Origin of the sequence: Amycolatopsis sp. TNS106 (genome assembly GCF_019330265.1) — a bacterium.
GTDB classification, from domain to species: domain Bacteria; phylum Actinomycetota; class Actinomycetes; order Mycobacteriales; family Pseudonocardiaceae; genus Amycolatopsis; species Amycolatopsis lurida.
Genome location: NZ_CP024972.1, coordinates 1,007,323 through 1,021,789, shown reverse-complemented (window position 1 = coordinate 1,021,789; position 14,467 = coordinate 1,007,323). Strand labels below are relative to the sequence as shown.

The following is a 14,467-nucleotide window of genomic DNA, read 5'->3' as shown; positions in this document are numbered from 1 at the left end:
TCCAAGCACGCATGTTACGTCTCCGAACACGCGAGATACGCCGTATCACCGGCTGAGCGACGGAACCGCCTCCGGGTCCGGGGTGCTGTCGGCAGACCGCGCCACCGGAACCCGGGCCTTGTCCGGCGCCGCCAGGCTCCAGATCGCCACCACGGCCAGGTTCACCCCGAGCGACACCAGCCCCGCGTTGAAACCGCCGAACGTCGCGCCGGTGACGTACAGGGCGATCGCCGTGAGCACTCCGGTGACCATCCCGGCGGCCACCGCGGCGGTTCGCACCCGGCGCACGAACAGTATCGCGAGCCAGCCGGGGACGACCTGGGCGAGCAGGTTGTAGGTCAGGTTCAGGATGGTGAGCATCAGCGTCGACGCGACGAGCGTCAGCACCGCCGCCAGCACCAGGAAGCTCGCCACCGCGACGACCGTCCACCGGCGTTGCGCCGCGGCCGGGACGTTCGGCGCGATGTTGCGGCAGACCATGCCACCGATGGTGAGCGCGGTCGCGGCGAGCACCAGCACGCCCGACAGCGCGGCGCCGGCGGCGACGAGGCCCAGCAGCCAGTCCGGCAGCAATCCCTTGGCGGTCACCATGAACACCGTGTTCGGGTTCTCCAGATCCGGATGCGCGCGCACGCCGTAATAGGCGGCCAACACCAGGAACGGGTAGATCAGCATGTACATCGGCATCCACACGGTCGAGCTCTTCACCGCACGTTCGGAACGGGCCGGGAACACGTAGGCGCCACCGAAACCGAGGTAGAACACGATGCTCTGGAAGAGGATCGTCGTCATCGCGAAGGTGAGTTCCGAACCGCCCATGGTGGTCTGCGCCGCGCTCAGCACCTCGGGTCCGCTGACCTTCGCGGTGCCACCGGCGGCGATCACCACGGCCACCCCGACGAGCACGACGCCGAGCAGCATGAAGAAATCCTTGAGGATCGAAACGAACGCGGGCGACCGCACCCCGGAGACGGCGATGTAGACGAACGCCACGATGCCGGCCAGCACCACGCACTGCACGGGATCCAGCGGCAGTCCCAGATTGCCGAGCACCACCTGGAGACCGATGAACTGGTACTGCCCCCACGGGATCAGCGCGATCAGCATCGTGACGCAGGTGATCAGCTCCAGCCGCCTGCTGCCGAAATGCCGTCCGAACACGTCGGGCACGGTCATCGCGTCGTACCGTTTCGCCGCCCGCCACACCAGCGGCGCCAGGAAGTAGCCCAGCGAGTACGCGAGCAGGATGTAGCCGAGGAACCAGATCCCGTAGCTCGCGCCGTGCGCGTAGATCCCGCTGGGGAACCCGATCATCGTCCCGATGCTGTACACCTCGCCGACCGCGAGGAAGTACACCAGCCACGCCGGGAACGACCGGCCGCCGACGAGGAACTCGGAGATCCCGCCGCCGCGCGTCGACCGTCCCGCCCACACCGCGAGCCCGATCGAACCCGCCATCACCACCGCCACGATCGCGATCAGCATCAGTCGTCCTCCGGGTAGTGGGCGCGGTCGAAGAAACGCCAGCTGATCCACAGGCACAGGGTGGTCAGCGGGCAGCAGCAGAAGACCCAGAAGAACAGCACCGGGATGCCCAGCACCGATGCCGTCGATCCGGAGAACAGCAGGATTCCCGCCAGCAGGGCGAAAGCGGGGACGAACAGTCCGATGAGGACACTCGGCCAGCTGCGGATCATCGCCGTGCTCCCGTCGTCTCGCGCCGCCAGACCACCTCGCCGCCGCTGACGGTGGCCTCCACGGTCAGCTCGCGGATCCGGTCCGGGTCGACCGTGGTCGGGTCACCGGACAGCACCGCGAGGTCGGCGAGCTTCCCGACTTCCAAGCTGCCCTTGACGTCCTCCTCGCCCGCCAGGTACGCGGCGTCGATCGTGTAGCCGCGCAGCGCGGCGTCGACGTCCACGGCCTGTTCCGGGCCGAGTACCTTGCCCTGTCTGGTGATCCGGCGTACCGCGCACCAGATCCCTTCCAGCGGCGGCACCGGCGTCACCGGGGTGTCCGAATGCAGTCCGAAGTGGATTCCGCGCGAGCGGGCCGAAACCAGCGGGCTGATCCGGCGGGCCCGTTCGGGGCCAAGGAAGACGTCACGATGCCGGTCTCCCCAGTAGTAGACGTGTTTGACGAAGAACGACGCGAGGACGTCGTGGGCGGCCATCCGGTCCAGCTGGTCTTCGCGCACCGTCTGGCAGTGCTCGATCCGGTGCCGCCTGCCCGTTCCCCGCGGTGAACCCAGCCGCGAGTAGCCGTCGATGATCGCGTCGATCGCCGCGTCCCCGTTGCCGTGCACGGCGACCTGCCAGCCCGCCGCGTCGAGCGCGGCGATCCGGCGGCCGAGGTCGGCCGGTTCGAGCAGCATCATGCCGTGCTCGTCCGGGTCGCAGGTGTAGCCCTCCGCGAGGCATCCGGTCTTGCCCTGGATCGACCCGTCCGCGACGATCTTGACCCCGGTCATCGCGAACTTGTCGTCCGCGGTGCCTTCCGGAGCCTCCGGTTCGCCTTCGTCGAGGCCGGGAAGAAGACCGTCGAACAGGTAGCCGCGCACCCGGACGCGCAGTTTTCCCGCCCGCCGCAACAAGGCGTACGCCTCGAGTTCCGCTGCTCCGCCGATGAGGCCGATCCCGGTGTCGTGCACGGAAGTCACGCCGTTGGCGAGGTATTCCTCGTCCGCCAGGAGCAGGGCTTCGGCCAGTTCTCCCGCGCTCTGGCCGGGCAGCCGGGACGTGACGAGGAAGGCCGCTGTTTCGACGAGCACCCCCGTCGGCTCGCCGCGGGCGTCGCGCACGATGAGCCCGCCGGGCGGATCCGGGGTCTCGGCGGTGATCCCGACTTCGCGCAGGGCGAGCGAGTTCGCGGTGCAGAAATGCCCGGAAACGTGGGTCAGGACCACAGGATTGCGAGCGGAGACGGGATCGAGGTCCGCGCACGTCGGATGACGCCCGTCCGCGAGCAGCGTGTCGTCGTAACGGAAACCGCGGATCCACTCCCCCGGCCCGACCTCCTTGGCCGCCTGGGCGACCCGGCAGGCGATGTCGGCGATGGTGTCGTTCGGCGGGCTGCCGGCGTCGACCGGCGCGGCCAGTGTCATCCCGAAGAACGCCGGATGGTTGTGGGACTCGACGAAGCCGGGGATCACCGTGCGCTCGGCGAGGTCGAGCACGGTGGTCTCCGGGCCGATCAACCGGGAGATCTCCCGGTCGGAACCGAGTGCGGTGATCCGCCCGCCACTGGCGGCCAGTGCGCGGACCCGTCTCCCGGCCGCGTCGAGGGTGAGGACGGTGCCGCCGAGCGCGGCGAAATCGGCTACACGCTGGGGATCTTCTCGAAGGAACTCCACACAGGCCTCCCGGGCTCACGAGGGATCCCCAGACAGTGCGGCACGTCTGGCCGCCTGAACAGGTCCAGAACGCTCCGGTGCGGTGGTACCAGTCGCGGGTTCAGCCGCCGAGCAGGTCGCGGCAGGCTTCGCCGAGCAGCCGGATACCGGGGTCGATGTCGCGCAACGGCACCGCCGCGAAACCGATCCGGAAGTGGTTGCGCGGCGGGTCTTCCCCGACGAAGAAGATGTCCCCGGGCTCGATCAGGACGCCGTCGCGCTCGGCGCGTTCCATCAGCTCCCGGCAGTCCAGTTCGGGCGGCCCGGTCATCCAGAGGCTGACCCCGCCCGGCGGATACGCCGTCTGCGTCCACGGCAGGTGTTCGGTGACCGCGGCGCAGGTCGCCTCCCATTTCCGCATCAGTTTCGTGCGGTAGCGCCGCAGGGACCGGTGGTACTCGCCGCTGTCGATGAGGAGCGCCAGTGCCCGCTGGAGGTGACCGGGCGGATGCCGCAGCACGTACCGCCGGATCTCGCGCAGCTCCCGCACCAGCTCGCGGGGGCCGACCAGGTAGCCCAGCCGAAGGCCGGGTGAGAGGAACTTCGAGAAGGTGCCGAGGTAGATCGCGTCGCCGGTGCCGTCGAGCGCCTTGAGCGCGGGCGTGGGACTGCCGTGGTACCGGAATTCGCTGTCGTAGTCGTCCTCGACGAGCACCGTGCCCGCGCTCGCGGCGAGGCTGAGCAACCGACGGCGGCGGCCGATGCTCAGCGTCGCGTTCGTCGGATGGTGATGGCTCGGGGTGAGGTAGAGCAGGTCGACGCCGTCGAGTGTCTCCGGCGGGCGCAGGCCGCTCTGGTCGACGTCGACACCACGCAGCCCGGCACCGGTGCGAAGGAAGATGTGCCGGGCGTCGAGGTACCCCGGGTTCTCCATCGCCACGACGCTGTCCGGGCCGAGCAGCGCGCGGCCGAGCAGGTCGAGCCCCTGCTGCGAACCGACGGTGATCAGCACCTCGGAAGGGTCGGCTTCGATCCCGCGTGCGGTGAGCAGCTGACGGCAGATCAGGTCGACCAGCATCGGATCGTCCGAGCCGACGCTGTCCTGCAGGCTCGGGAACACGTGCGGCCGGTACAGCGCGTCGCGCAGGCAGCGGGTCCACGACCGCGCCGGGAACGCGGTGACGTCGACCTGGCCGGCGAGGAACGGGTACGGGTAGGTGTGCCAGTCCGGGCGTTTCTCGATATGCGGCACCCCGGCGTCCGGGTACCGCCGGACCCGCGCGCTCCAGTCGATGGCCGGGGTGGTGCCGCGTTCCTGCACCGCGCAATGCGGCCGCATCTCCGCGTTGATGAACAGCCCGCTGCGCTCCCGGCTCTCCACGAACCCTTCGGCGACCAGCTCCTGGTAGGCGAGGTTGATGGTGTTGCGGGAAACGCTCAGTTCGGCGGCCAGCTCACGTGAACTCGGCAACCGGTGCGCCGGGTCGAAGGTGCCGATCGCGATGCCGTGCTCGATCGCGCGCCGCACCTGCCGGTAGAGCGGCTCGGCGGACGTCCGGTCGATTTCGATCAACGTTCGCGGCAACGGCACCTCCCTCTCGGCGTCAGGGCCGGGATCTGAACCTAGCTCCAGATCCCGGCCGACACCACCTAGCCGAGCACGCCGTCGAGCGAAACGGAGTCGATCCCGAGTGCCTCGCCGACCGGCGCGGACGTCAGCCGCCCGTCCACCGTGCTGACCCCGCCGCGCAGTTCCGGGCAGCGCGCGAGGGCGCCGGAGAGACCGTTGTTCGCCAGCTCCAGCGCGTACGGCAGCGTGACGTTCGTCAACGCGTACGTCGAGGTGTGCGGGACGGCGCCGGGCATGTTGGCGACGCAGTAGAACACCGAGCCGTGCACGGCGAACGTCGGTTCCGCGTGCGTCGTCGGCCGCGTGTCCTCGAAGCAACCGCCCTGGTCGACGGAGATGTCGACGAGCACGCTGCCCGGCTTCATGCGGGACACGAGCTCGTTCGAGACCAGGCTCGGCGCTTTGGCTCCGGGCACGAGTACCGCGCCGATCACGAGGTCGGCTTCGAGCACGGCCTCTTCGATCGAGTACGCGTTGGCCGCGGCGGTGCGGATCCGGCCCTGGTACATCCGGTCGGCGGCGCGGAGCTTGTCGACGTTCTTGTCGAACAGGATCACGTCGGCCCAGGTCCCGGCCGCGCCGGCGACCGCGTTCATGCCCGCGACACCGGCGCCGAGGACGACCACCCGCGCCGGGGCCACCCCGGAGACGCCGCCGATGAGCACACCCCGGCCGCCGTTGGCGCGCATCAGCGTCTGCGCGCCGACCTGCGGGGCCAGCCGTCCGGCGACCTCGCTCATCGGGAACAGCAGGGGCAGCGAACCGTTCGGCAGTTGCACCGTCTCGTAGGCCACCGACGTCGTGCCCGCGTCCAGCAGCGCCCGTGTGCACGGCTCGCTCGCGGCGAGGTGCAGGTACGTGAACAGCAGCTGATCGCGCCGCAGGCGGTGGTACTCCTCGGCGATCGGCTCCTTGACCTTGAGCACGAGCTCTCCGGTCGCCCAGACGTCGTCGGCGCTGTCGAGCACCTTCGCCCCGGCCGCGGCGTAGTCCTCGTCGCGCACGGAGGAGCCTTCGCCGGCACCGCGCTCGACGAACACCTCATGCCCGGCCGAAGTGAATTCGTGCACGCCCGCGGGCGTCACCGCGACCCGGTACTCGTGGTTCTTGACTTCACGAGGGACACCGATCTTCATCTCACGCTCCTGTCTGTTCCCAAGGCAATGACGCTGAGCGTGCGGCACGGCTGGAACGGCCAGAAGTGCCAGAACCCGCCCGATCGACGGGTCCAGTTCGCGAGAGGCACCCGTCGGCCAAGGTCATAACGGTGGGCTATGACGTTCCCGCCAAGCGACGGCTACCGGCGTTCGAGCACTCGTTCCACAATGGACTGGTGGGAACCCTGGCCATGACCTCACTCGCGGCGGCGGCCGGGGTCGTCGCCCAGCGCCTTTCCGGGATGGGGCTCTCCCTGCTGTGCGTACCGTTCCTTGCGCTGGCCCTGGGCCCGCTCGACGCCGTCCGGCTCACCCTGCTGCTCGGCTTCCCGGTCTATCTCGCGGTCGCGATCACCCATTGGCAGGCGATCAGATGGACGCAGGTCGCGTGGCTGACGGTGCCCGCGGTGGTGTTCACCCCGGTCGTCGCGGTCGTGGTGCGCGGCGTTCCCGAGCGTCCGCTGCTGCTCGCCGCGGGTGGCTGCTGCGTCCTCGCGGTCGGCATCCTGGCGAGCGGCGTCACCAGCAGACGGCTGGCGGGCAGGACGGGCGCAGTCGGCGCGGGCGTGCTGAGCGCCGCGATGAACTCCGTCGCCGGGCTCTCCGGTCCCGCCGTGGCCGTGTACGGGGCGAGCGCGGGCTGGGGCGCGGACGAGACACGCGGAACGCTGTCGATCTACTTCTTCCTGCTCGGCCTGGTGGCACTGCCCAGCCTCGGCTGGGTGGAGGTGCCGGTGAGCGTCCTCGTCGCGGTGGCTGGCGCGGCTCTCGCCGGTGATCTCGTGGGACGGGCGCTGAGCCGCCGGGTCGGCGAACGGTCCGTCCGCTGGTCCGTTCTGCTGCTCTCGGCGGCGGGTGGCACGCTGACGCTGGCGCATGCCATGTGAGGGCGCGGCTCGGCCCCGACCCGCTCAGCATCCGTGTCGCGAAAGCCACTTTCGCGACGTCTGATGTCCCGAAAGTGGCTTTCGCGACACGCCTCGGCCAGCGATCCACCAGGACCACCGCCGACGTCCGTGAAGGGCCCCTTCACTACCTTCAGGGTAGGCAAGGAGGCTTCACGGACCTAGCAACCATCCTCACAGAAGTTTCCGCAACGCCTCCCGCAGCGCGGCGAGAGCGGCTTCGGGCTCGTCCCAGAAGATCATGTGCCCGGCCCCCGCGATCTCGACGAGCTCCGCCGACGGATTGCGCTCGGCCGCTTCGGCCGCGCCTACGGCGGTGACGACCGGGCTCGCTCCGCCGTACAGGAAGTATGCCGGGGCGGGCACCTTCGGCCAGTCGCCGAAGAAGTCCTCGCTTTCGAAACCGGCGTGGGTCGCGGCGATCGCGGATCGAGAGCACGAAGACAGCCAGCGGGCGCGCAATTCCTGCTCCCGGCGCGGCCATCGCGGCCAGGAGCGGGCGACCTCGTCGGCGTCGGTACCCCGGCGGGCCTGCGCGAGTTGCCTGAGGAACGCGTCGAGGGTGGTGGGGTACGGCGCCCGTCCGGGACCGCTCAGCGGAGGGTCGGCCAGCACCGTGCCCCGGAACGGCCGAGTGGCGGCGGCCCGGGCGGCGATCCGGGCGCCCATGGAGTGTCCGAAAAGGATCGGATCGCGCAGCCCGAGCCCGTCCACGACCGCCTCGACGTCCGCGGCGTAGCTCGCCAGGTCGTACTCCGGCGCGCCGTCGGACAGGCCGCGCCCGCGGACGTCGAGTACGAGCGGGCGCACGAGGTCGGTGAGTTCCCTCGCGACGAAATCCATCGTGACCGCCGGGCTGGTGATACCCGGCAGCACGACCACCGGAACACCGTCGGACGGCCCGTAGTCCAGCACGTGCAGCCGGACCGACCCCGAGCGCACCCAACGGCTGGTGGCCGGAACGTCGCCGAGATCCGCCAACGCGACCTGACCGAGCGTGCGGGGATCCTGATCCGCGAGGTACGCCAAGGCATCGTCGAGCCCGACGACGTCGGCGTACTTCGCCTGGAGATCGAACAGCGCGGCATCGTGCGGCCCCTCGGCCCGGTCTCCGCAGGCTTCCCGCACAACAAGGGTGTTGAAGCCGGACTGGACCGCATCGACCGCGGTCGCGCGGACACATCCCGAAGTCGTCGCGCCACAGACGACAACGGTGTCCGTGCCCAGGCTCGTGAGGAGCGCCGCCAGCGAGGTCCCGTGGAACGCCGACGCGCCCTTCTTCAGGATCAGATGGTCGCCCTCGCGGCGTTCGAGGCGGGGGTCGAGGGCGACCGCCTCGCTTCCTTCGCGCAGCGCCCGCATCCCAGGGGCTTTCCGGAGCCACGCGACGGCATCACCGTCCGCTTCTGCGGGTGTGTAGGAGATCGCGGTGTAGATCACCGGTATATCCCGACGACGGGCCTCGGCGACGAGGGCGGCGGTCGCCGACACTTCGGCGGTGAGGTCGGCTCCGGACGGGAAACCGGGTTCGGTGAACCCGCGGGTCAGGTCGACCACCACCAGGGCGGGGCGCGATCCGCGCGGAACGCTCGCGCCGAAACCGGCTCGGTCGTACACGCTGTCGATACGGTCATCGGCGGGCACGCTGCAACTCCTTGATCAGTTTGTCCTGAGTACGGATCCGGCCCAGCAGCCAGCCCTGGAACAATCCGAGGGCCGCGGCGGCCGCGATCACGCCATAGCGTTTGACGTTGCCGGGCACCAGCATCGCCAGACCGTCGAGAGCCTCGCCGCCGTCCGCCGGAGCGGGTTTCGCCACCGGCGCGGGCCGCCCTTCCAGCTGGTCGGCGAGATTGCGGGCGAACTGGTCGAGCAGCCGGGTGGAGACGGCGCCGATCGCGCCCTTGCCGAACTGGGCGAGCTTGCCGCGTATCGACAGATCGGTGCGCAACTCGATGGTGGCGCCGCCGGGTGCCTCGCGCACGGTCAGCGTGACGTCGGCCTCCGCGTCACCGTTGCCGTGGGCGTCCGCTCCCCTGGCCACGAGCCGCAGGCTGCGGTCGGCGGGGGTGACGTCGGTGAACCGCACGGTGCCCGAGTAGGCGGCGGTGATCGGGCCGACCTTGACCTTGACGCGGCCGAGATAGGCGTCGTCCTGCCGCCCGTCGAGGGTCGCGCCCGGCAGGCAACCGGCCACCCGTTCGACGTCGTTGATCAAGGCGAAGACCGCGTCGGGTCCGGCCGGGACGGACAGTTGGTTTTCGAGGATCACGCTGTCGCCTCCTTCTTCGCGGCATGGCACCGGCGGGTCGCGGTCGCCTCGATCGCGTCGACGATCGTCTGATAACCGGTGCAGCGGCACAGATTCGCCGAGACGGCCTCCCGGATCTCCTCGCGCCCCGCGTCCGGCCGCTGGGCGAGGAATCCCTCGGCCAGCATGAGGAACCCGGGCGTGCAGAACCCGCACTGCAGGCCGTGGTGCTCGCTGAAAGACCGCTGCAGATCGGAAAGTTCGCCGTCCTGCCCCAGCGATTCGACCGTGCGGACCTCGGCCGACTCCGCCTGGACGGCGAACATCAGGCACGCCCGCACCGGTTCCCCGTCGACGAGGACGGTGCAGGCGCCGCACACCCCGTGCTCGCAGCCGACGTGGGTGCCGGTGAGGCCGAGGTCGTGACGCAGGACGTCGAGCAGGGTCTTGCGCGGTTCGACGAGCGCCTCGTGCGCCTCGCCGTTGACGTTCAGGACGATCAGGTGCCGGTCGCTCATGAGGGGACGCTCACTTCCTGGTGGATCTCCGCGTCGAGCGCGGCGAGCACGGTCTGCGGATGGACCGGGGTCGTGTCGAGTTCGACCCTGGTACGGCGCAGCGCGTCGTTGATCGCGTTCAGCACCGCGGCAGGTGCGCCGATGGTGCCGCCTTCCCCCGCGCCCTTCGCGCCGTTTTCCGTGAAGGCGCAAGGGGTTTCGAGGTGGGTGACGGTGATGTCGGGGATCTCCGTCGCGGTCGGGACGAGGTAGTCGATGAAGCTCGCGGCCGACGGTTCCCCGTTGCCCGCGTAGGTGACCTCCTCGAACAGCGCGCCGGCGATGCCCTGCGCGATCCCGCCGCGGCACTGGCCGTCGACGACCTGCGGGTGGATCACCACGCCGCAGTCCTCGACACAGGCGTAGCGCAGGATCTTGATCTGCCCGGTGCCCGGATCGGCCTCGACGACCACGGCGTGCGTGGCGTTGGAGAAGGTGCCGTCGCCGGGAACGTCGAAGCTCGCCGTGGCCGTCAACGTCGGTTCGACGTCCTTGGGCAGCAGGTGGCTGCGCAGGTAGGCCACGTCGGCGATCTCCTCGAACGACGCCCGCCGCTCCGGGTCGTCGATCTGGACGACGCCCCCGTCGCCGTCGAGCCGGACGTTGTCGGGACTCGTTTCGAGCAGGTGCGCGGCGATCCTGCACAACAGTTCGCCGAGCTTGCCGGCCGCCAAGGACACCGCCGAACCGCCGATCGTCACCGAGCGAGACGCGAAGGTCCCCCATCCGTAGGCGATGCGCTCGGTGTCGCCCTGGCGGAGCTTGACCTGGTCGAGGTGCAGCCCCAGCCGGTCGGCCACGATCTGGGCCAGCGTCGTCTCGTGAGACTGGCCGTGGTTCATGGTGCCGCTGGTGACCACGACGGCTCCGGTGGTGTCCATCCGGATCTCGGAGATGTCGAAACCGGGGACCACCGCCATCTTCCGCTTGGCGAAGGCGCCCGAGCCGTATCCGGTCCGCTCGGAGAAACAGCAGTAGCCGATGCCGATATGCCTGCCCTCGGCGGCGGCCCGGTCCCGGATCTCGTACCAGCCCTCGTCACGGATCGCCGCTTCGGCGAGTTCGAGCGATTCGCGATAGGTGCCGGGGTCGTAGGTGATGGCGTTGACGCCGGTGTACGGGAACTGCGTGATCACGTTGCGCCGCCGGATCTCGACCGGATCGAGGCCGAGTTCCCTGGCCGCGCGTTCCATGACCCGTTCGATCGCCATCACGTACTGGGGGCGGCTGACGCCACGATAGGGCGCCGTCGGCGCCTTGTTGCTCGCGATGGCGCGGGCACGGACGCGGTATTCGGGCACCTGGTACACGCTGGGCATCTCGGCCGACGCCATCAGCGGCTCGATCCCCGCCGTGAACGGGTAGCACGAGTAGGCGCCCATGTCGCAGACGACGTCGACGTCCAGCGCGGTGATCCGCCCGTCCTCGTCGAACGCCGCCAGCGTGCGGTAACGCTGTTCCCTGGCAAGGAATCCGGCCGTGAGCGCCTCGCGACGGTCTTCGATCCATTTCACCGGCCGGTTCAGCCGCCTGGCCGCCGCCGCGACCGCGATCTCCTCACGGCCGACGACGCATTTCTGGCCGAAGCCCCCGCCCATGTCCGGGACGGTGACCCGCACGGTGCGTTCGGGGACCCGCAGCGAACGGGCCATCGCCGTGCGCACCTGGTGCGGCACTTGGGTGCACATCTGGACGAGCAACTGGTCGTCGTGGTCGTCCCAGGAGGCGACCACTCCCCGCGTTTCGAGCGGGAGCGCGTTCTGCCGTCCGCTCTTCGTGACGACTTCGACCACGCGGCCGCCGCCCGCGCGGGCCGCCTCGAACGCCGCGTCGACACCGGGCGTGTCGAACATCGACACGTCGACCAGCACGTTGCCCGGCGCTTCGTCGTGGACGAGCGGCGCGTCCGCGGCGAACGCCGATTCCTCCGACACGATCGCCCCGAGTGGCTCGTAGTCCACCACGGCGGCTTCGACGCCGTCCTCGGCGGTGTACGGATCGCGCGCGACGACCAGCGCAACCGGTTCGCCGGTGAACCGCACCTTCTCCCTGGCGAGGATCGGCATCGCGGTCGGCGAGAACTCCTCGGGCGGACGGTCGAGCAGGGCGACGATGTCCCCGAGGTCCAGGTCTTCCGCCGTGTACGCGGCAACGACTCCTTCGACCGCCAGGGTGGCCGAAAGGTCGATCCCGGTGATCGTGCCGTGCGCGACCGTCGAACGGACGAAGGCCGCGTGCAGCATCCCGGGCAGCTGGATGTCGTCGACGAAGCGGCCCCGGCCGGTGAGGAACCGGGGATCCTCGCGCCGGGGCACGGACGCGCCGACCCAGCGGCCGTTGCGCCCGTCGAACCGCGCGGTCATCGCGTTTCTCCTTTCTCCCAAGCCTCGTGCAGCGCCCGGGTGACGAGGGTGCGCGCCAGACGACGGCGGTAGGCGGCACTGCCCGCCGCGTCGTCGGGCGGATCGATGGCCGCCGCCGCGACCTCCCCGCACGCGGCGAACAGCTCCGGGCCGGGTGCGCCGCCGTCGAGCAGCGCCTCGGCCTCGGGCACCCTGACCGGCGCGGGCGCGACGCCGCCGAGCACGACCCGGCCACCGCGCTCCGCGTCGATGCTCACGGCGGCGTCGACGATCGCGAAATCGCCGTGGCGGCGGGCGAACTCGGTCAGCGCGGCCCGCGGCGACGGGCGGGTGAAGCGCACCGCGGTCACGACCTCGTCCGGTTCGACGGCCGTGGTGTAGAAGCCGTGGAACATCTCCTCGGCCGGGATCTCCCTCGGCCCGCGCGGGCCTTCGGCGACGATCACCGCGTCGAGCAGCAGGGCCAGCAGGCACCACTCGGCGGTCGCGTCACCGTGGACGACGCTGCCCGCCACCGTGCCGCGGGACCGGATCGGCAGATGCCCCACCCACCGCATCGCGCGGGAGAGCACGTCGAAATCCGGCCCGAACTCGGACACCTCGACCGTCCGGTGCGTGACCAGCGCGCCGATCGTGAGGCTGGAACCGTTACGCCGGACCGAGTTCAACGCCGGTTCCCGGCGCAGCGGTCCCAGATCCACCAGCGCCGTCGGCCGGGCGAGCCGGAAGTTCATCATCGGCATCAGGCTCTGCCCGCCCGCGATGAGCTTCGGGTCCTCGCCCGCCGCGGCGAGCTCGCCGAGCAGGCCGACGGCGTCGGTGACGTCGTGGGCCCGGTGGTACCGGAACGCGGCGGGCTTCACAGAGCCGGCCTGGTCTCGGCGGATGGCTCGACCGGGTCGACGATCCGGTCGAGTTCGCGGCCGCGGGTCTCCGGCGCGCCCGTCATCATGAACAGGACCGCGGCCACCACGAGGACACCCAGCACGGCGAAGGTGAGGGGCAAGCCGAGCACCGGCCACAGCACGCTCCCGAACAGCAGCGGCGCGAAACCGGTGATCGCCCGGCTCGACGACGACGCCCAGCCGAATCCCGAAGCCCGGAGTTCCGTCGGGTACAGCTCGGACACGTAGGCGTACATCACCGGGATGACCACCAGCGCGAACAGGCCGAACGCGCCGATCGCCACGACCGCCGCGGCAGGCGTGTCGAGCAGCAGGGAGAACACCACGAGCGACAGCGCGGTGAGCGGGCCGGCGACCATGATGATCCGCTTGCGGCCGACCTTGTCGACCAGGAGCACGGCCACCGCGACACCGACGATGCCGGTCGCGTTCATGAGCGCGGTCGACGCGAAGGCGGCGATCTCGCCGAATCCCTGAGCCCGCAGGATCGACGGCATCCAGCTGAGCGCGGCGTAGTAGACCAGCATGACGCTGATGAACAGCGACCACGCCACCGCCGTGATCCGCGGGTTGAACGCCCACACCCGGCGCAGCTGGTCGAACGCGGCCGCGACCGCGCCACCACGGGTGTCCTCGACCACCGCGGGCGGGACCGAGTACGGCTCCGGTGTCGCGCCCGTGCGGCGCACGAGATCGTCGATCACGGCCCGCGCCTCCGCCTCGCGGCCCTTGCGCACCAGGTACAGCGGTGATTCCGGGACCCCACGCCGCACCCAGAACAGCAGCAGCGCCGGCAGGATCATCAGCACCAGCATCCAGCGCCAGTTCCCCTCGACCGGGAGCAGCAGCGTCGCGGTGACGGCGGCCAGCGTGGTCCCGATCGGCCACCAGCCGTCCATCGCGGACAGGACCCGGCCGCGATGCTTGCGCGGGGAGAATTCGCTGACGATCGCGTAATCGACCGGGATGCAGCCGCCGAGGCCGATCCCCGCCAGGAAACGCAGGGCCAGGAACGTCTCGACGTTGGGGGCGAACGCCCCGAGCACGGAGAACAGCGCGAACAGCAGCAGCGTGACGCTGAACGCCCGTTTCCGGCCGATCCGGTCCGCGATCGTGCCCCAGACGACCGCGCCGACGGCCATGCCGATCAGGTTCGCGGTGGCCACCAGGCCCTTCCCGCCGGCGGACAACCCGAATTCCGTCCCGACCAGCGGGGTGAGGAATCCGTTCAGCGCGACGTCCCAGGCATCGAACATGTAGCCCAGCCCGCCGATGAGGAAGATCTTTCCCTGCACGCTCCAACGCCAGGGCAGGTCCTGGACGATCTGATCACCAGTACGCATGAACCACTCCGATGCGATTGCCGGC

General features: G+C 70.3%; 12 protein-coding genes. 1 reads left to right on the top strand and 11 read right to left on the bottom strand.

The annotated features are described in order from the left end of the window. Nucleotides 1-45 precede the first annotated feature (45 nt). From CVV72_RS04700 to ald, 5 genes are all read right to left on the bottom strand, one after another. On the bottom strand, nt 46-1,485 hold the full coding sequence (locus tag CVV72_RS04700; RefSeq protein ID WP_219151198.1) for a sodium:solute symporter: 1,440 nt from the start codon (nt 1,483-1,485) through the stop codon (nt 46-48). Then, complete coding sequence (locus tag CVV72_RS04695; RefSeq protein ID WP_219151197.1) at nt 1,485-1,697, bottom strand: DUF3311 domain-containing protein; 213 nt, start codon at nt 1,695-1,697, stop codon at nt 1,485-1,487. Before CVV72_RS04695 ends, CVV72_RS04700 begins: the two co-directional genes overlap by 1 nt. Then, the gene (locus CVV72_RS04690; RefSeq protein WP_219151196.1) at nt 1,694-3,352 is read right to left on the bottom strand and encodes an amidohydrolase; all 1,659 of its coding nucleotides are present in this window, start codon (nt 3,350-3,352) and stop codon (nt 1,694-1,696) included. Before CVV72_RS04690 ends, CVV72_RS04695 begins: the two co-directional genes overlap by 4 nt. Before the next feature lie 100 nt (nt 3,353-3,452). Continuing rightward, nucleotides 3,453-4,916 carry a PLP-dependent aminotransferase family protein gene (locus CVV72_RS04685; protein WP_219151195.1) on the bottom strand — a complete coding sequence of 488 codons (1,464 nt, stop codon included), beginning with the start codon at nt 4,914-4,916 and terminating at the stop codon, nt 3,453-3,455. Nucleotides 4,917-4,981: 65 nt separating this feature from the next. Further along, a complete protein-coding gene (gene ald, locus CVV72_RS04680) occupies nt 4,982-6,097 on the bottom strand; it encodes an alanine dehydrogenase (RefSeq protein ID WP_219151194.1) in 1,116 nt (371 codons plus the stop codon). 131 nt (nt 6,098-6,228) lie between these two features. On the opposite strand from ald, the gene CVV72_RS04675 reads away from it, so the two are divergent. Beyond that, entirely contained in the window at nt 6,229-7,005 is a 777-nt protein-coding gene (locus CVV72_RS04675; RefSeq protein WP_255632518.1) for a sulfite exporter TauE/SafE family protein, read from the top strand. Nucleotides 7,006-7,197: 192 nt separating this feature from the next. Here the strand turns inward: CVV72_RS04675 and CVV72_RS04670 are convergent, their stop codons facing one another. Genes CVV72_RS04670 through CVV72_RS04645 form a run of 6 tightly spaced genes read right to left on the bottom strand, consistent with a single transcriptional unit; the run spans nt 7,198 to nt 14,442 of the window. Then, nucleotides 7,198-8,667 carry an isochorismatase family protein gene (locus CVV72_RS04670; protein WP_219151193.1) on the bottom strand — a complete coding sequence of 490 codons (1,470 nt, stop codon included), beginning with the start codon at nt 8,665-8,667 and terminating at the stop codon, nt 7,198-7,200. Then, complete coding sequence (locus tag CVV72_RS04665) at nt 8,654-9,295, bottom strand: SRPBCC family protein (RefSeq protein ID WP_219151192.1); 642 nt, start codon at nt 9,293-9,295, stop codon at nt 8,654-8,656. Before CVV72_RS04665 ends, CVV72_RS04670 begins: the two co-directional genes overlap by 14 nt. Beyond that, entirely contained in the window at nt 9,292-9,792 is a 501-nt protein-coding gene (locus CVV72_RS04660) for a (2Fe-2S)-binding protein (RefSeq protein WP_219151191.1), read from the bottom strand. Before CVV72_RS04660 ends, CVV72_RS04665 begins: the two co-directional genes overlap by 4 nt. Then, nucleotides 9,789-12,194, bottom strand: coding sequence for a xanthine dehydrogenase family protein molybdopterin-binding subunit (locus CVV72_RS04655; protein ID WP_219151190.1), 2,406 nt, complete (start codon nt 12,192-12,194; stop codon nt 9,789-9,791). The genes CVV72_RS04660 and CVV72_RS04655 overlap by 4 nt, the downstream gene beginning before the upstream one ends. Beyond that, nucleotides 12,191-13,057, bottom strand: a complete 867-nt coding sequence (locus CVV72_RS04650; protein ID WP_219151189.1) for a xanthine dehydrogenase family protein subunit M — start codon at nt 13,055-13,057, stop codon at nt 12,191-12,193. The genes CVV72_RS04655 and CVV72_RS04650 overlap by 4 nt, the downstream gene beginning before the upstream one ends. Next, nucleotides 13,054-14,442 (bottom strand): MFS transporter, encoded by a 1,389-nt coding sequence (locus tag CVV72_RS04645; protein WP_219151188.1) that lies wholly within the window; start codon nt 14,440-14,442, stop codon nt 13,054-13,056. The genes CVV72_RS04650 and CVV72_RS04645 overlap by 4 nt, the downstream gene beginning before the upstream one ends. Nucleotides 14,443-14,467: the final 25 nt, after the last annotated feature.